Source organism: Allobosea sp. Root670 (assembly GCF_001429415.1).
Taxonomy (GTDB): Bacteria; Pseudomonadota; Alphaproteobacteria; order Rhizobiales; family Beijerinckiaceae; genus Allobosea; species Allobosea robiniae.
Genome location: NZ_LMJU01000012.1, coordinates 30265 through 47950 on the forward strand (window position 1 = coordinate 30265; position 17686 = coordinate 47950).

Here is a 17686-nt window from a genome sequence, read left to right on the forward strand (position 1 = left end):
TAAGTTATGATTAAGCCAGCGGCTCCTAGGAGCAGAGTCGCGCCCAAGGCTATTCTACGCCTTGGATCTGATAAATCCGATCTGGAACTGGTCAAGTTATTGATCGTGTTCTTGCTGCCATGACGTGAAGGTTGATTATGACTAGCCAGTATATCCAGGGTATGGTGCAGGACGTGAAGAAGGGCGGCCTGTCGCGGCGCTCCTTCATCCAGAAGATGGCGGCGCTCGGCATCACCGCGCCGATCGCGACCCAGATCCTCTCCTGGAACGATGTCGCGATGGCCAATGCCACGCTCGAATACAAGCCGACCAAGGCCGGCGGCGGCGGGCCGCTGAAGATGCTGCTCTGGCAGGCCCCGACCCTGCTCAATCCGCATTTCGCCTCGGGCACCAAGGACCAGATCGCGTCGCGCGTGTTCTACGAGCCGCTCGCTGGCTGGGACAAGGAAGGCAACCTGATCCCGCAGCTCGCGGCCGAAGTTCCCAGCAAGGCCAATGGCGGCCTGTCCGAGGATGGCACGACCGTCACCTGGAAGCTGAAGAAGGACGTGAAGTGGCATGACGGCAAGCCGTTCACGGCCGAGGACGTCGTCTTCACCTGGGAATACGCCGCCGACCCGGCGACCGCCGCCTACACCACCGGCGCCTACAAGGACATCAAGGTCGAGAAGGTCGACGATTTCACCGTCAAGGTGATCTTCGCCAAGCCGACGCCGTTCTGGGCCGATCCCTTCGTCGGCGTCGCCGGCATGATCATCCCGAAGCACCATTTCGGCGACTACAAGGGCGCCAAGTCGCGCGAGGCTCCGGCCAACTTGAAGCCGGTCGGCACCGGCCCCTACAAGTTCGCCGAGTTCAAGCCGGGCGACATTCTGTCGGGCACCCGGAACGAGAGCTATCACGTCGCCAATCGTCCGCATTTCGACACGTTCGAGATCAAGGGCGGTGGTGATGCGGTCTCGGCGGCCCGTGCCGTCCTTCAGACCGGCGAATATGACTACGCCTGGGATACGCTGGTCGAGGACGAAGTCCTCAAGCGCATGGAGATGGGCGGACGCGGCAAGATCAGTGCGGCCCCGGCCGGTGACATCGAGTTCGTCACGCTGAACACGACCGACCCGTGGACCGAGGTCGATGGCGAGCGCTCGAGCGCCAAGACCAAGCACCCGACCCTGTCGGACCCGGCCGTGCGCCAGGCGATCAACCTGCTGATCGATCGCGACTCGATCCAGAAGTTCATCTATGGCCGCGCCGGCGCTGCCACGGCGAGCTTCGTGAACGAGCCCAAGCAGTTCAAGTCGGAAAAGCTCAAGTACGAGTTCAGCATCGAGAAGGCCAACAAGATCCTCGACGAGGCCGGCTGGAAGAAGGGCTCGGACGGCATCCGCGAGAAGGATGGCAAGAAGCTCAAATACGTCTTCCAGACCTCGATCAACGCTCCGCGCCAGAAGGTGCAGGCCATCATCAAACAGGCCTGCCAGCGCGCCGGCATCGATATCGAGCTGAAGTCGGTGACGGCCTCGGTGTTCTTCTCGTCGGACGTCGCCAACCCCGACACCTACACCAAGCTCTATACCGACATCGAGATGTACACGACCACGCAGCCGCAGCCCGATCCGGAGCGTTTCCTCAACCAGTTCACCTCCTGGGAAGTCGCCAGCAAGGAGAACAAGTGGCTGGGCCGCAACGTCTCGCGCTACACCGACCCGGCTGCCGACGAGGCCTACAAGGCCGCGCAGAAGGAGCTCGACCCGGCCAAGCGCGCAGCGCTGCTGATCAAGGTCAACGAGATCTTCTGCGAGGCCAACGTCATCCTGCCGATCCTGTCGCGCAAGAAGGTGGTCGCCGCGTCGAACACCCTCTCGCATGACCATTCGGGCTGGGACGTCGACACCTGGAACCTCTCGTCCTGGTATCGCGCCTGATCTGGAAATCGGTCCCTTGCGGAGAGCGATCTCTGCAAGGGTGATGCAATGAAGAAGGCCCGGCGGAGCGCTCCGCCGGGCCTTTTCGATGATTGTTGGCTGTTTGGCCGGGGAACCGCGTCAGCTCGCCAGCCGCTTGATCGCCCCGGCGCGACCGCCGACGAGGATGCGCTCGTCGACATCCTTGATGTCGCGCAGGCCGCAGAGCGCCATGGTGGTGTCGAGCTCCTTGCGGATGATGTCGAGCGCGGCGGTGACGCCCTGCTCGCCCATGGCGCCGAGCCCATAGAGGAAGGCGCGGCCGATGAAGGTGCCGTGCGCGCCGAGTGCGATCGCCTTGAGCACGTCCTGGCCCGAGCGGATGCCGCCATCGAACAGGACCTCGACGCGGTTGCCGACCTGTTCGACGATGCCGGGCAGGGCCTCGATCGAGGAGAGCGCGCCGTCGAGCTGGCGGCCGCCATGGTTCGAGACGATCAGCGCGTCGGCACCGCTCTTGGCCGCCATCTCGGCGTCTTCCGGATCGAGGATGCCCTTGAGGATCAGCTTGCCGCCCCATTGCTCCTTGATCCACTGGACGTCGTCCCAGTTCAGCTGCGGGTCGAACTGGCTGGCGGTCCAGGAGGAGAGCGAGGACATGTCGGCGACGCCGGTGACGTGGCCGACGATGTTGCCGAACTGTCGGCGCGGCGTGTCCAGCATCTTCAGGCACCAGCGCGGCTTGAAGGCGAGGTTGATCAGGTTGGCCAGCGTCGGCTTCGGCGGGGCGGAGAGGCCGTTGCGGATGTCCTTGTGGCGCTGGCCGAGGATCTGCAGGTCGAGCGTCAGCACCAGGGCCGAGCAGCCGGCTGCCTTGGCGCGCTGGATCAGGCGCGAGATGAAGTCGCGGTCCTTCATCACATAGAGCTGGAACCAGAACGGTGCGCTGGTGTGGTTCGCGACATCCTCGATCGAGCAGATGCTCATGGTCGAGAGCGTGAAGGGCACGCCGGCCTTGGCGGCGGCCTTGGCCGCGAGGATCTCGCCATCGGCGTGCTGCATGCCGGTGAGGCCGGTGGGCGCGAGCGCGACCGGCATCGCGACCGGCTGGCCGATCATCTCGGAAGCCAGCGAGCGATTGGTCATGTCGACGGCGACGCGCTGGCGCAGCTTCACCTTGGCGAAATCGGTCTCGTTGGCGCGATAGGTGCCCTCGGTCCAGGCGCCGGAATCGGCGTAGTCGTAGAACATGCGCGGCACGCGGCGCTTGGCCAGAAGGCGCAGGTCTTCGATGGTCAGGGGCTGGGCCATGTCTCGTCTCGCCGTTGGCGTCCCGTCTTGTCCTTCCGGCTTGCTCGCATGCTGGCCGGCAGGGCGCAACCGTTCGCCGCGCAAACGGGCCTGCGTCAGGAGACCGCCCTGTGCCAAGACACGGAGCATGCTGACGAAACCTTGACGAAAGGCGGCAGGGCTTGCCTGAGCTTTCATCTCGACAAGGATCGGTTTTCGGTCAATCCTACCTTACCGGCATAGGGGCCATGCGTTCAGTGCCGGTGAGAGACGCTTTGGCTTCGAGGGATGTGGCGATGGCGACCGGAACCGTGAAATGGTTCAATACTGAGAAGGGGTTCGGCTTCATTCAACCGGCGGAAGGCGGCAAGGATGTGTTCGTTCACATCACGGCCGTGAAAGAGGCCGGCATGATGACGCTGACGGAAGGGCAGCAGGTTTCGTTCGAGTTGAAGACCGAGCGCGGCAAGACGGCCGCGGGCGATCTGAAAGTACTCTGAGACTGTTCTGTCGCCGTGAGGTTCGCCTGCCGCGCGCGGCGGGATGCTGGCGAGCGCGTGCCTGAAAGATGACGACCGGATCGGCGTTGTCGCCGTATGTCCGGCGCTGTTCCTTTGATACGACATGATGCGCCGAAAGCCCCGTCCAGGTCTGGCCTGCGGGGTTTTCTTGCTTGAGAATCCGTGGGATGCGCGGAGCCGGACGCACCAGGCGGCCCTCTGGTTCTTTCGCTCACGCAGAAGCGCCGCGCGGCTGACGCGGGAAGATCGCACGCCCATCCGTCTCGGCTTTGCCGAGCCGCCTTATCCCAGCGGGGAGAAGGAAGAGTCCGTCCTATCTTCCGCACGACAATCCGCTTGCACGAACGGCGCGTTCGATATAAAGATATCTTTATATCTTTTTCCTTGTCGACAGAGGACGCCAGCGCGTGCGGCAGCCGACGACATTGTCATCCGATGTGCTGCTCGCGGGCCTCAGGGCCGCCGGCGAGGAGACGCGGCTGCGCATTCTCGCCCTGCTTTCCGAGGGCGAGCTTTCGGTGTCCGATCTCACCGACATCCTCGGCCAGTCGCAGCCGCGCATCTCGCGCCATCTCAAGCTGCTCGCCGAGGCCGGGCTGGTCCGGCGTTCACGCGAGGGGGCCTGGGCCTTCTTCCGCCTCGACGAGACCGGGCCGGGCGGCGCCTTCGCCGCGTCGCTCGCCGCCTGGCTCGACCTGAGCGACCCGGTGCTCGCGGCCGATCGCGAGCGCCTCGCCGCCGTCCGGACAACGCGGGCCGAGGCCGCGCAGAGCTATTTCGCCAGCGTCGCGCGCGACTGGGACCGGCTGCGCGGCCTGCATGTGCCCGACCATGCTGTCGAGGCGGCGGTCGAAGAGGCGGTCGGCGAAGGCTCGCCCGGCGCGATGCTCGATCTCGGAACTGGCACGGGGCGGATGCTGGAGCGGATCGCGCCGAAATTCGGCCGCGCCGTTGGCGTCGATGCCAACCATGCGATGCTGGCGGTAGCGCGCGCCAATCTCGAGCAGGCGGGGCTGTCGCGCGTCGAGCTAAGGCAGGGCGACATCTATGCATTGCCCTTCCCACGCGGCTCCTTCGACCTCGTCGTGATCCATCAGGTGCTGCATTTCCTCGACGACCCCGGGCGGGCGGTGCGCGAGGCCGCCGCGATGCTGGCGCCCGGCGGGCGCCTGATCGTCGTCGATTTCGCTCCGCACGAGATGGAATTCCTGCGGACCGAGCATGCGCATCGCCGGCTCGGCTTCTCCCGCCAGCAGATCGCGGCCTGGTTCGCCGAGGCGGGCCTGTCCTGCGATCTTTCCCGCGAAGTCACCCTTGCTGATGGCGGCTCGGGCCAGCTCCCGGTCATGCTCTGGCGTGGCCGCGACCGGCGCGTCCAGGCCGATCCGCCGGCCCGCACGATCAATCTCGAGGTTGCGTGATGAATGCTTTCCGCCCCAGCCGCCACGGCTCGCGCCGTCCGCGCGTGTCCTTCGAGTTCTTTCCGCCCAAGACGGAGGAGATGGAGGTCGCGCTGTGGGACAGCGTGCGCCGGCTCGAGCCGCTTGGTCCGAGCTTCGTCTCGGTGACCTATGGCGCCGGCGGTTCCACCCGCGAGCGCACCCACGCCACCGTCAAGCGCATGGTCGACGAGACCGGGCTGAAGCCGGCCGCGCATCTCACCTGCGTCTCGGCCTCCAAGGCCGAGGTGGACGAGGTCATCCGCTCCTATTGGGATGCGGGCGTGCGCCATGTCGTGGCTTTGCGCGGCGACCCCGCAGGCGGGCTGGGCACTCCTTATGAGCCGCATGCGGACGGCTATCACCAGACCTCGGACCTCGTCGCAGGCCTGAAGCGCATTGGCGATTTCGAGGTGACGGTCTCGGCCTATCCGGAGAAGCACCCGGAGGCCGCCTCGCTGGATGCCGATATCGACGCGCTCCAGAAGAAGGTCGATGCCGGCGCGACGCGGGCGATCACCCAGTTCTTCTTCGATAACGACGTCTATTTCCGCTATCTCGACAAGGTCCGCGCGCGCGGCATCGAGATCCCGATCCTGCCCGGCATCGTGCCGGTCCAGAATTTCAAGCAGACTGCGAATTTCGCCCGCAAGACCGGCGCCAGCGTGCCGCAATGGCTGGCCGACCGCTTCGAAGGACTGGAGGACGACGTCGCGACGCGCCGTCTCGTCGCGGCTGCCGTCTGCGCCGAGCAGGTGCTGGACCTGATCGATCGCGGCGCCACCGACCTGCATTTCTACACGATGAACAAGGCCGACCTCGTCTATGCCATCTGCCATCTCGTGGGGTTGAAGCCCGAGAAGCCGGCGGCGCAGGCCGTGGCGGCGGAGTAAGCCTATGTCCGACTTCATTCCCGCTCCCGTCGACGGCGCCGAGATCGAGCGCTCATTGCGCCAGGCCGCGCGCGAACGCATCCTCGTGCTCGACGGCGCGATGGGCACGCAGATCCAGAACCTGAAGCTCTCGGAAGCCGATTTCCGCGGCGAGCGCTTCAAGGGCTTCAATCACGACCTCAAGGGCAATAACGACATCATCGCCCTGACCCAGCCTGAGGCGCTGCGCGACATCCATCTCGCCTATTTCCGGGCGGGTGCGGATATCGTCGAGACGAATACCTTCTCGGGCACCTCGATCGCCCAGGCCGATTACGGCATGGAGGCCTATGTCTACGAATTGAACGTCGCCTGCTCGCGCCTCGCCCGCGAGGCGGCCATGATCGCCGAGAAGGAAGACGGGCGCCGCCGTTACGTGGCCGGCGCGATCGGCCCGACCAACCGCACGCTCTCGATCTCGCCCGACGTCAACAATCCCGGCTTCCGCGCCGTGACCTTCGATCAGGTCCGCGATTCCTATGCCGAGCAGGTGAGGGGCCTGATCGACGGCGGCTCGGAGCTGCTGCTGATCGAGACGATCTTCGATACGCTCAACGCCAAGGCCGCGATCGTCGCGATCGAGGAGGTGTTCCGCGCCAAGGGCATCCGCCTGCCGGTGATGATCTCCGGCACGATCACCGATCTTTCGGGCCGCACGCTGTCGGGCCAGACGGTCGAGGCGTTCTGGAACGCGGTGCGCCATGCCGCGCCGCTGACCATCGGCCTCAACTGCGCGCTCGGCGCGCGCGAGATGCGGGCGCATATCAAGGACATGTCGCGCATCGCCGGTACGCTGGTCTGCGCCTATCCGAATGCCGGCCTGCCCAACGAATTCGGCCTTTATGACGAACGGCCGGAAGCGACCGCGCAGATGCTGGCGGAGTTCACTGATTCCGGCTTCGTCAACATGGTCGGCGGCTGCTGCGGCACCACGCCGGACCATATCCGCGCCATCGCCCAGGCCGTCGCCGGCAAGGCGCCGCGCCAGATTCCCGAACCCAAGCCCTGGCTCCGTCTGGCGGGGCTGGAGCCGTTCACGCTCGACGAGACCATTCCCTTCGTGAACGTCGGCGAGCGCACCAACGTCACCGGCTCGGCCAGGTTCCGGAAGCTGATCACGGCCGGCGACTATGCCGCCGCGCTCGACGTGGCGCGCGACCAGGTCGCCAACGGCGCCCAGGTCATCGACATCAACATGGACGAGGGCCTGCTCGATTCCGAGAAGGCGATGACCGAGTTCTGCAACCTGATCGCCTCCGAGCCGGATATCTCGCGGGTGCCGATCATGGTCGACTCGTCGAAATTCCCGGTGATCGAGGCCGGTCTCAAGACGATCCAGGGCAAGCCGATCGTCAACTCGATTTCGATGAAGGAGGGCGAGGACGCCTTCCTCGAGCAGGCGCGCATCTGCCGGCAATACGGCGCGGCGGTGGTCGTGATGGCCTTCGACGAGGTCGGGCAGGCCGACACCTTCCAGCGCAAGATCGAGATCTGCACCCGGGCCTACAAGCTGCTGACCGAGACGATCGGCTTCCCGCCCGAGGACATCATCTTCGACCCGAACATCTTCGCGGTGGCGACGGGCATCGAAGAGCACGACAACTACGGCAACGACTTCATCAACGCGACGCGGGCCATCCGCGAGAGCCTGCCGCATGCCCATATCTCGGGTGGCGTCTCGAACCTGTCCTTCTCGTTCCGCGGCAATGAGAAAGTGCGCGAGGCGATGCATTCGGTCTTCCTGTACCATTGCATCAAGGCCGGCATGGATATGGGCATCGTCAATGCCGGCCAGCTCGGCAGCTATGACGATCTCGACCCCGAACTGCGCGAGCTCTGCGAGGACGTCGTCCTCAACCGCCGCAAGGATTCGACCGAGCGCCTGCTGGAGGCCGCGCCGCGCTTCAAGGGCGACGGTTCGGTTGCCGCGTCCGGCAAGGACCTCGCCTGGCGCGAACTCCCGGTCGAGAAGCGGCTGGAGCATGCGCTGGTCGCCGGGATCACCGAGTTCATCGAGGCCGATACGGAAGAGGCCCGCCAGAACGCCGAGAAGCCGCTGCACGTCATCGAAGGCCCGTTGATGGCCGGCATGAACGTGGTCGGCGACCTGTTCGGCGCGGGCAAGATGTTCCTGCCGCAGGTGGTGAAATCGGCCCGCGTGATGAAGCAGGCTGTCGCCTATCTCATGCCCTATATGGAGGAGGAGAAGCGCCTCAACGGCGGCTCCGAGCGCTCGGCCGCCGGCAAGGTGCTGATGGCGACGGTCAAGGGCGATGTCCACGACATCGGCAAGAACATCGTCGGCGTCGTGCTCCAGTGCAATAATTATGAGGTGATCGACCTCGGCGTGATGGTGCCGACCCAGAAGATCCTGGAGACGGCGCGCAAGGAGAAGGTCGACATCATCGGCCTCTCCGGGCTGATCACGCCCTCGCTCGACGAGATGGTGACGGTCGCCTCCGAGATGGAGCGCGAGGGCTTCGACATCCCGCTCCTGATCGGCGGGGCGACGACCAGCCGCGTCCATACGGCGGTGAAGATCCACCCGGCCTATGAGAAGGGCCAGGCGGTGCATGTGAACGATGCCTCGCGCGCCGTGGGCGTGGTGTCGAGCCTGCTCTCGTCGGAACAGAAGCCGGGTTATGTCGCAGGCGTGCAGGCGGAATATGCCAAGGTCGCCGAGGCGCATCGCCGTTCGGAAGCCGACAAGCAGCGCCTGCCGCTGGCCAAGGCGCGCGCCAATCCCTTCAAGACGGATTGGGCAGCCTACCAGCCGCCGAAGCCGAGCTTCCTGGGCACACGGACCTTCCGCACCTACGACATTGCCGATCTCGTGCCGGTGCTCGACTGGACGCCGTTCTTCCAGACCTGGGAGCTGAAGGGCCGCTTCCCGGCGATCCTGCAGGACGAGAAGCAGGGCGAGGCCGCGCGCGCGCTCTGGGACGATGCGCAGTCGATGCTGAAGCGCATCGTCGAGGAGCGCTGGTTCAATCCGAAGGCGGTGATCGGCTTCTGGCCGGCGAACGCGGTCGGCGACGACATCCGCCTCTATACCGGCGAGAGCCGGGCCGATGAGCTCGCGACCTTCCATGGCCTGCGCCAGCAGCTCCTGCGCCGCGACGGCAAGCCCAATCTCTGCCTCTCCGACTTCGTCGCGCCGGAAGGCGTGGCGCCCGACTATATCGGCGCCTTTGCCGTCACGGCCGGCGCTGAGGAGGAACGGATCTCCGAGAAATTCGCGCGCGACAACGACGACTACCGCTCGATCATGGTCAAGGCGCTAGCGGATCGCTTCGCCGAGGCTTTCGCCGAGCGCATGCACCAGCTCGTGCGCAAGGAGTTCTGGGGCTACGCACCAGACGAGGCCTTCTCGAACGAGGATCTGATCCGCGAGGAATATCGCGGCATCCGTCCGGCGCCGGGTTATCCGGCCCAGCCCGACCATACCGAGAAGGCGACCCTGTTCCGGCTGCTGGAGGCCGAGCGTCGCGTCGGCGTGAAGCTGACCGAGAGCTATGCGATGTGGCCGGGCTCCTCGGTCTCGGGGCTCTATTTCTCGCATCCGGAGGCCTATTATTTCGGCGTCGCCAAGGTCGAGCGCGACCAGGTCGAGGATTATGCCGCGCGCAAGGGCATGACGATCGAGGAGGTCGAGCGCTGGCTGGCGCCGATCCTCAACTACGATACTGCGGCCTATCGCCTGCAGGCGGCGGAGTAGTTGCCTTCCAGCGCTACGGCGGGCATCACGCCTGCGGCAGCGCCGGAGAGAATTCGTGACGACTGACGCGACAAGGCTGATCCGCAAGGCGGTGGCGGCGGACCAGCCGCGCATCCACGCCATCCGTATGGCCGTGCGCGAGAACATCCTGAGCGATCCCTCGAAGGTGACGGCCGAGGAGGTCGCCTGGTATCGCGATCATGCGATCTTCCTCGTTGCCGAAAGCGCGGGCGAGATCGCGGGCTTCGCTTGCGCCAACCATCAGACCGGATTGGTCTGGGCTCTGTTCGTCGATCCGGTGCAAGAGGGGCGCGGCCATGGCCGGGCGTTGCTCGATGCGGCGCTGGCCGGGTTGAAGGCAGCGGGCCATGCCCAGGCCTGGCTCGAAACCGGCGCCGGCACGCGGGCGGAGCGCTTCTATCGCCGCCATGGCTGGCGCGACATGGGCCGTGGTCTCGACGGACAGATCGTCTTCACGCGGCAGTTGTAAGTTTTTGGGTGGCCTAACCCGCAAGCGCTGCCCGGCTGACGGCCGTGACCGGGCCGTCGAAGACGCGGATGCAGTCTCCGCCGGCGAGGCCCGCGACATGGAGTGCCGCCTCGGCTTCCGCGAAGATCTCGTTCTGCTCGCAGTAGCCCTCAGTCTTCAGCAGGGCCGCGCCGATCGAGGCCGTGAAATCGATGACGAGGTAGCCGCGCGGGATCGGCCGGCACAACAGCTTGCGCGTGCCGGCGAGCATCGAGGCCAGGTAACCCTTGTCGCCCGGCATTCGCAGCAAAAGGGCGAAAGCGCTCGGGCCCGTCTGGTCGATCGCCAGGGCATCGGGAAAGAGCCGGCGCAGGCGCTCGCCGAAGCAGCGGATGATGTCGTCGCCGGCGGCCCGGCCGTGATTTTCGACGATTGTCGGAAAGCGATCGATCTCGAAGATCGCAAGAGCGAGGCATTCGGATGCCCGGCCCCGGTCCTGCCGCACCTGCCTGAGGATGTCGGTGAAGCTGCGGCGTGCTGCGGGGCTCGTTGGGGGCTCCGCTCGCGTGAGGCTGGAGACGCTGTTCCACAAGCCCTTCTCGGCGGTGACATCCTGCTTCGAGCCGAAGATGCGGCTCGGCCGGCCATGCTGATAGCCGACGCCGACGATGAGGCGCATCCAGCGCTTGTCGCCATTCACCGCCCTGATCCGGCAATCGAGCGCGAAGCCCTGCCCGGTGCGGATGGCGTTGCTGCGATGCTGCTCCATCTCGCGCCGGGACCCCTCCTCGTAGAGGTCGAGGGTCGCCTTGCGGTAGATTTCGCTGCCGCGCTGCAGGCTGAACAGGTCGTAGACCCCGTCGGTCCAGCTCAGGGTCTCGTTGGCGAGGTTGCATTCCCAGGCGCCGAGCGCGGCGGGCGCGAGCGAGCGCTCGTAGAGCGGCCTGGTGGCTGCGATGAGCTGCTGGCTATCCACGGCGCCCTCCTGCCGGTCGACGATCGAGGGCAGCCTAGGCCGCGAGCGTTAAGCGACCCTTGCGCTTCGTGGCGCGTTTGGCCGTTTCATGCGCTGCGGCGTCACGGTCCCTGGTTCAGGCGCTGCGCCCGCCTTGCGCGGACGCAAGCAGGTCGCGCAGGGTGGTGATCGTCGAGGAATCGGCGATGCCGTCGACCTTTTCCGGGCGCCAATGGCGTTGGAAGGCGGCGACGATCGCTTCCAGCCTGTCGTCGAAGACGCCGTCGACCGTGACGCCGTAGCCGAGCATCGCGAACATCGCCTGAAGCGCCTCGACCGGCTGGCCGCTCTCGCCGCGGGCGAAGAAGCGCCCGCCGCGGATCGGGGCCGGCTCGCTCCACAGGCCGACGCCAGCTTCGGCGAAGCGGCGCCAGGGGAATTTCTCGCCGGGATCGATCTTGCGGCCGGGCGCGATGTCGGAATGGGCGAGCACGCGCTCGGGCGGGATCGACCAGCGCTCGCAGATGTCGCGGCAGAGGTTGAGCGTCGCGATGATCTGCTCTTCCGGGTAATCGGGCAGGCCACCGGGATGACCGGGATTGGCGATCTCGATGCCGATCGAACAGGAGTTGATGTCGGTCTCGCCGGCCCAGTGCGAGGCGCCGGCATGCCAGGCGCGCCGACCCTCCGGCACAAGCTGGAGCGTGTGGCCGTTCTCGAACACGAAATAATGCGAGGAAACCTGCGCGACCGGGTTGCAGAGCCATTGCAGCGCTTCGCCGGCCACCGGCATGCCGGTGTAGTGCAGGATCAGCATGTCGGGCCGGCGGCCGGGCGTGCCGTCCGGGTTCTTGCGCTCGCCATGGTTGGGCGATGGGAAGATCTTTGCGGCAAAGCGGCTGTCGGGCCTGGCAACGTCCGGCGGGGCGATTTCGGTCATAGGAGGCGGCTCAGGCGGGTTGGGGCGCGAGGCTGCGGCTCATGCCGCGTTCTTTCTGGATCGCGTCCCAGGCCGCGTTGATCGCGGCGATGCGGCGCGTCGCGATGGCGATCGCCTCCTCGGGCAGGCCGCGGGCGATCTCGCGGTCGGGATGGGTTTCGGCGACGAGGTGGCGGTAATGGCGCTTCAGCTCGGCGTCGTCCATCTCGCGGCTGGCGCCGAGCACGAGATAGGGGTCGTCCGGGCGGCGGGCATGGCGGGCCTCGATCCGGGCGAAATCGGGCTCGGCGATGCCGAAGATACCGGCGACCGACTGGAGATAGGCGTGCTCGGCCTCGTGGATCGCGCCATCGGCAGCGGCGATCAGGAAGAGGCCGTCGAGCACGTCCTCCAGCAGGGCAGGCTCATCCTTGAAGGCGCCTGCGATCTGCGAGGCATAGGCCTCGAAGCCGGCGCTGGTCTGCTTGGCGAGATCGAACAGGGCCTCGATGCGCTGCTGCTGATCGGGCGGGACCTCGATGATGCGGCGGAAGGCGGTGATCTCGTCGCAGGTCACGACGCCGTCCGAGCGCGCCATCTTGGCGGCGAGCGCGACGAGGCCGGTGGTGAAGACGAGCTCGCGCGGTGCCGGGCCGAACGGCGCGCCTTCGCGATCGACCAGGACATGGCCGGCCAGCGCGCCGACGAGCGCGCCCAGCGGCCCGCCGATCACGAGGCCGAGCCCGCCGCCGCCCAGAGCGCCCCAGAAAGAGGAAGCCATCACATAATCGATCCCGGTGAATCCGAATGCGCCGATGATGGGAGAAGGGGGCTTGTTCGCGCAAGAGCGCCCGGTGCGACGGCCTGCCGCGCCAAAAATCCGGTTCCGGCCGGGAATGCGGCCGGAATGCGGCGGCCGATTCGCCTGCTTGATTCGTTCCGGCGGGCGGGGAGCCGGCGAAGTTTTTCGAGCGACCGAATACATATGAATACTGAATAGTTAAATATAGAATATATTCCTGTTTACGCTGATAGTTATGCGTTTTTCTATGGTATGCGCCAGATTATCGACACATTCGACCATCAGTTGAGCGGCCCCATCGGCCAGTCATGGCTCAATGGGGTTCAATTCGACATGCGATATATCTGTGGTGGTCTCGCGGCTGCGTGCCTGATTAGCCTCTCCGGGGTTGCCCTGGCCGAGGATTTCGTCAATGCGGAAACGGACCCCAGAGCTATCGTTCTCCGCGACGCCGAGATCGCCCGCGCCAAGGCCGCTGAAGCCGGGGGCGAGAAGGCTTCCGCCGAAGCGCCTGCGCCGAAGGCAGCCACCCGCGCTGCCAAGGCTCAAGGCGACAAGACCGAGGCCCGCGCCAGCCGCGCGCTGGCGGCTCCGGCCGGAACCGAAGGCATCAAGGCGATCGTCGCGCGTCACGCGGCTGCCAATGGCGTGCCGTTCTCGCTGGCCGATGCCGTCGTGCGCGTCGAAAGCCGCTACAATCCCCGCGCCTCGCATGCCGGCAATTACGGCCTGATGCAGATCCGCCACCAGACGGCGCGCGGCCTGGGCTATTCCGGCAGCGCCAGTGGCCTGCTCGATGCCGAGACCAATGCGCGCTACGGCATGAAATATCTCGCCATGGCCTACAAGATGGCCGGCGGCGACACCTGCCGCACGGTGATGAAGTACCAGAGCGGCCATATGACGAACCGGATGAGCGGTGCCAACCGCGCCTATTGCGCCAAGGTGCGCACCATTACCGCCCGCAACTGATCCTGGACCGCCTCGCGTCCTATCGGGCGCAAGGTGGCGATCTGGCTTTTCATTTTAGCGTCGGATTTCTCCAAAAAGTGCATTCCACTTTTCGGTCCGATGCTCTCGCTGCGCGGTTGCGCTTGACGCGGGCCGCGCCAGCGCGCATTTCCCCCTCGCCAGTCGGCCGGACGGCCGCTCTCGCTCGCGGGGGAGGAAAGTCCGGGCTCCACGGAAACACGGTGCCGGATAACGTCCGGCGGGGGCGACCCCAGGGAAAGCGCCACAGAGATCGAACCGCCCTGCGCTGGAGAGCTTCGGCTTTTCCGGCAGGGTAAGGGTGAAAAGGTGCGGTAAGAGCGCACCGCGGACCCGGCAACGGGGACGGCATGGCAAGCCCCACCGGGAGCAAAACCGAATAGGGACGATGCTGCCTGCGCAAGCGGGCAGGGGCAGGTTTCTGTGCCTGGTCGTCCGGGTTGGTTGCTCGAGGCGCGCAGCAATGCGCGTCCCAGAGGAATGGCCGTCACGTCGGGGGAGCGATCCTCCGGCCATCCAAAACCCGGCTTACAGGCCGACTGGCACCTCGACCGTCGTGAATTCTACTCCGGCGGGCATCCGACGCGGCTTTCTGCGCTTCCGGTGCTCACGGACCGATGTCCGCAGCGCTCCGGTTCTCGAAAGCCACACCGGCTGCCTCACCGGAGCGAATTCCCGATCGGTCTCGGGGAGCGGCTCATTGAGCCGGATCGTGCAGGCTCAGGCCACCGTCGTCTCGACCGGGATGTTGCCCTTCGTCGCGTGCGAATAGGGGCAGACCACATGGGCCTTCTTGACGAGGTCCTCGACGGCGGCCTTGTCGAGGCCGGGCACCGTGACGGTCAGCTTCGCAGTGATGCCGAAGCCCTGGCCGTCGTCGCGCGGGCCGATGCCGATATCGGCCGAGACCTTCGCATCATCCGGGATCTTCACCTTCTCCTTGCCGGCGACGAATTTGAGCGCGCCGAGGAAGCAGGCCGAATAGCCGATGGCGAAGAGCTGCTCGGGATTGGTGCCGTCGCCACCGCCGCCGCCGAGCTCCTTGGGTGTATTCAGCACGAGCTTGACGTTGCCGGTATCGGTCGCGGCCTGGCCTTCGCGGCCGCCGGTGGTGGAACCATGGGCGGTGTAGAGCGTCTTCATGATCGGTTTCCTTCCTCGGGTGAGCTGATGGTTGTTATTTAGATTGTGTGCAATTAGATTGTCAACAACTGATTTGAGCGTGATAGAGGGCGGTTGATTATGGGGCCGCTTTCGGTTTTGCGTGAAACAGGATGATCGGCGAGGGCGTGATGGCGAAGCGGGACAGGGCCGGGGACGGGATGCCGCGTCTGGAGCAGCAGCTCTGCTTCGCGATCTATCAGGTCGGCCACGCCTTCAACCGGGCCTATCGTCCGATCCTGGCCGCGCTCGGGCTGACCTATCCGCAATATCTGGTCATGCTGGTGCTCTGGGAGCAGGACGGGCTCACGGTGAAGGAGCTCGGCGAGCGATTGATGCTCGATTCCGGCACGCTGACGCCGCTGCTGAAGCGGTTGGAGGCGTCCGCCCTGATCCGGCGCGAGCGCGACGCCCGCGATGAGCGGCAGGTGCGCATCCGCCTCGCCGAGAAGGGCGAGAGCCTGCGCGAGCAGGGGCGCTGCGTCCAGGAGGCTGTCGGCGAGGCGCTCGGCGGGACGGCGGGCGATGCGGGGCGCTTGCGCGACCAGCTCGGTCTCGTCCGCGATGCGCTGCTGGCGTCGTCACGCGACGGCTGATGGCGCCTTTTGCCGTAGCCGCCGCCATTGTCATTCCGGTTCGCGCCTGAAGCGCGCGCCGGAATGACAACTGTGCGGTGTTTTTCGAGGCTTCCGGATCTGTCCCGCTTGTCGGCTCGCCAAAAATAACGGCGCGCTTTCGTAAAAATTTTTCGCAGCGTTGACGCGTCTTCCGCTGGCCCAGGAGGTCAGGCGGGTGCCGAATTGCGCGTGCTTACGGATACTTAACCTTAACAAGCTGTGATGCCGGAGAGTCCCGGCAGGTGCGTCGCTGCGCCTGCGATTCCATTGACGCCCATGAAGGCCCATGCTATCCCAAATCATCCCGTCGAAGCCGGCAGGCAATCCAAGGGTCAGGCTCCGTGTGCCGCGCGGAATTTGGCTTGCGGGCGTGCCTTGCCCGCTTCGACGGGGGGACTTTTCGCCGCTTGCCCATCTCAGCGGTGGCGCCTTGAAGAGCAGGCCGGGAGGCGGCGTTGACGGACCGCTTCGTCTCGAATTTCACGAACCGGCTCGACGCCAAGGGGCGCGTTTCCATTCCGTCGAGCTTCCGGTCGGTGCTGGCGAAGGATGGCTACGAGGGCCTCTATGTCCATCAGGGCCTCGACCTGCCGGCACTGGATGCCGGCGGCAATGCGCTTCGGGCCACGATCGACGATATTCTCGCGCGCTTCTCGCCGTTCTCGGACGAGTGGGAGCTGCTCTCGACGGCGCTGAACGGCACCTCGGAGGTGCTGAAGGTCGATACGGAGGGGCGGATGGTGCTGAGCGAGGCGCTGAAGGCGCATGCCGGGATCGGCGACGCCGTGACCTTCGTCGGGCACGGCCACAAATTCCAGATCTGGGAGCCGGAGCGGTTCCGCGCCCATCTCGATGCGGCGCGGACCCGGTTGCGCGACGTCAAGCGCACGCTCGGCGGATTGGTGGTTCCAACGGGAGGCACGGGCACATGAGCGACCATGGCGACCGTTCCGGCGGAGCCATTGGCGGACCGGTTCGTCATGTGCCCGTATTGCTCGCCGAGGTGCTGGAGGCGCTCGCGCCGCAAGCCGGCGGGCGCTATCTCGACGGCACCTTCGGGGCAGGGGGCTATTCGCGCGCGATCCTCGATGCCGCGCCTGAGGTCACCCTGCTCGGGCTCGACCGCGATCCCTCTGCGATCGCTGGCGGGGCCGATCTCGTGGCCGCCATGGCGGGACGATTGACACTGTCCCAGGCCAATTTCGGCGAGCTGGCCGAGGAGGCCGAGCGCTTCAGGATGACGCCGCTCGACGGCGTCGTGCTCGATATCGGCGTCTCCTCGATGCAGATCGATCAGGCCGAGCGTGGCTTTTCGTTCCGCTTCGACGGGCCGTTGGACATGCGCATGAGCAGCTCCGGGCAGAGCGCCGCCGACCTCGTCAACGAGGCCGAGGAAGGGCTGCTCGCCAATATCTTCTACCACTATGGCGAGGAGCGCCGCTCACGTGCCGTGGCGCGGGCCGTGGTCGAGGCCCGCCGCAAGGCGCCGATCACGACGACCAAGCAATTGGCGGATCTCGTCGCCGGGATCGTGCGCGGCGAGCCTGGTGGCGCCCATCCGGCGACGCGGGTCTTCCAGGCGCTGCGCATCGCGGTCAATGACGAGCTCGGCGAGCTGGTCCGGGCGCTGCACGCGGCCGAGACGGTGCTGAAGCCCGGCGGGCGGCTCGTCGTGGTCACCTTCCATTCCCTCGAAGACCGCATCGTCAAGCAGTTCTTCGCCGAGCGCTCTGGCCGGGTGTCGGCGGGCTCGCGCCATGCGCCGGCGGTGGCCGTTGCGCAGCCGACCTTCAGGCTGGTCGAGAAGGGCGCCGTCGCACCGTCCGAAGCCGAGATGCGCGCCAATCCGCGGGCGCGCTCGGCCAAGCTGCGCGCCGCCGAACGCAACGATGCGCCGTCGCGCCGGGCCGATGCCGGGCTCGTCGCTCTCTCCACCGTTCCTGCCCCGCAGCCGCGCCGGAGGCCCTGA

General features: G+C 66.2%; 15 protein-coding genes and 1 other RNA gene. 11 read left to right on the forward strand and 5 right to left on the reverse strand.

The genetic code is table 11. The annotated features are described in order from the left end of the window. Positions 1–137: 137 nt before the first annotated feature. Complete coding sequence (locus ASE61_RS10045) at positions 138–1925, forward strand: peptide ABC transporter substrate-binding protein (protein ID WP_061966759.1); 1788 nt, start codon at positions 138–140, stop codon at positions 1923–1925. Between the two features lie 120 nt (positions 1926–2045). On the opposite strand, the gene ASE61_RS10050 is transcribed toward ASE61_RS10045, so the two are convergent. Next, positions 2046–3215 (reverse strand): alpha-hydroxy acid oxidase, encoded by a 1170-nt coding sequence (locus tag ASE61_RS10050; protein WP_061966760.1) that lies wholly within the window; start codon positions 3213–3215, stop codon positions 2046–2048. Between the two features lie 275 nt (positions 3216–3490). On the opposite strand from ASE61_RS10050, the gene ASE61_RS10055 reads away from it, so the two are divergent. The 5 genes from ASE61_RS10055 to ASE61_RS10075 all read left to right on the forward strand — a co-directional run bounded on the left by ASE61_RS10055 (position 3491) and on the right by ASE61_RS10075 (position 10294). After that, a complete protein-coding gene (locus ASE61_RS10055; RefSeq protein ID WP_061966761.1) occupies positions 3491–3694 on the forward strand; it encodes a cold-shock protein in 204 nt (67 codons plus the stop codon). Positions 3695–4122: 428 nt separating this feature from the next. Beyond that, positions 4123–5136: an ArsR/SmtB family transcription factor gene (locus tag ASE61_RS10060; protein ID WP_061966762.1), complete on the forward strand. Its 1014-nt coding sequence runs from the start codon at positions 4123–4125 to the stop codon at positions 5134–5136. After that, positions 5136–6047, forward strand: a complete 912-nt coding sequence (gene metF, locus ASE61_RS10065; protein ID WP_156407040.1) for a methylenetetrahydrofolate reductase [NAD(P)H] — start codon at positions 5136–5138, stop codon at positions 6045–6047. Before ASE61_RS10060 ends, metF begins: the two co-directional genes overlap by 1 nt. Positions 6048–6051: 4 nt before the next feature. Next, positions 6052–9804: a methionine synthase gene (gene metH, locus ASE61_RS10070; protein ID WP_061966764.1), complete on the forward strand. Its 3753-nt coding sequence runs from the start codon at positions 6052–6054 to the stop codon at positions 9802–9804. Positions 9805–9859: 55 nt separating this feature from the next. Continuing rightward, the gene (locus tag ASE61_RS10075) at positions 9860–10294 is read left to right on the forward strand and encodes a GNAT family N-acetyltransferase (protein ID WP_200959625.1); all 435 of its coding nucleotides are present in this window, start codon (positions 9860–9862) and stop codon (positions 10292–10294) included. A gap of 13 nt (positions 10295–10307) precedes the next feature. Here ASE61_RS10075 and ASE61_RS10080 read toward each other — a convergent pair whose 3' ends face one another. From ASE61_RS10080 to ASE61_RS10090, 3 genes are all read right to left on the reverse strand, one after another. Beyond that, complete coding sequence (locus ASE61_RS10080) at positions 10308–11249, reverse strand: GGDEF domain-containing protein (RefSeq protein ID WP_061966765.1); 942 nt, start codon at positions 11247–11249, stop codon at positions 10308–10310. A 115-nt stretch (positions 11250–11364) separates the two neighbouring features. Further along, a complete protein-coding gene (locus ASE61_RS10085; RefSeq protein WP_061966766.1) occupies positions 11365–12168 on the reverse strand; it encodes an N-acetylmuramoyl-L-alanine amidase in 804 nt (267 codons plus the stop codon). Positions 12169–12178: 10 nt separating this feature from the next. Beyond that, positions 12179–12928 carry a TerB family tellurite resistance protein gene (locus ASE61_RS10090; protein WP_061967233.1) on the reverse strand — a complete coding sequence of 250 codons (750 nt, stop codon included), beginning with the start codon at positions 12926–12928 and terminating at the stop codon, positions 12179–12181. 354 nt (positions 12929–13282) lie between these two features. Here ASE61_RS10090 and ASE61_RS26915 point away from each other — a divergent pair, with 354 nt between their 5' ends. Both ASE61_RS26915 and rnpB read left to right on the forward strand, forming a co-directional pair. Then, positions 13283–13921 carry a lytic transglycosylase domain-containing protein gene (locus tag ASE61_RS26915; protein WP_200959626.1) on the forward strand — a complete coding sequence of 213 codons (639 nt, stop codon included), beginning with the start codon at positions 13283–13285 and terminating at the stop codon, positions 13919–13921. Positions 13922–14079: 158 nt separating this feature from the next. Next, positions 14080–14486: RNase P RNA component class A (gene rnpB / locus ASE61_RS10100), an RNA gene on the forward strand. Between the two features lie 173 nt (positions 14487–14659). On the opposite strand, the gene ASE61_RS10105 is transcribed toward rnpB, so the two are convergent. Continuing rightward, positions 14660–15082, reverse strand: a complete 423-nt coding sequence (locus ASE61_RS10105) for an organic hydroperoxide resistance protein (protein ID WP_061966768.1) — start codon at positions 15080–15082, stop codon at positions 14660–14662. Between the two features lie 149 nt (positions 15083–15231). Here ASE61_RS10105 and ASE61_RS10110 point away from each other — a divergent pair, with 149 nt between their 5' ends. From ASE61_RS10110 to rsmH, 3 genes are all read left to right on the forward strand, one after another. Beyond that, a complete protein-coding gene (locus ASE61_RS10110) occupies positions 15232–15696 on the forward strand; it encodes a MarR family winged helix-turn-helix transcriptional regulator (RefSeq protein ID WP_244492788.1) in 465 nt (154 codons plus the stop codon). 476 nt (positions 15697–16172) lie between these two features. Beyond that, positions 16173–16649 (forward strand): division/cell wall cluster transcriptional repressor MraZ, encoded by a 477-nt coding sequence (locus ASE61_RS10115; RefSeq protein ID WP_061966769.1) that lies wholly within the window; start codon positions 16173–16175, stop codon positions 16647–16649. Further along, complete coding sequence (gene rsmH / locus ASE61_RS10120; protein WP_061966770.1) at positions 16646–17686, forward strand: 16S rRNA (cytosine(1402)-N(4))-methyltransferase RsmH; 1041 nt, start codon at positions 16646–16648, stop codon at positions 17684–17686. The genes ASE61_RS10115 and rsmH overlap by 4 nt, the downstream gene beginning before the upstream one ends.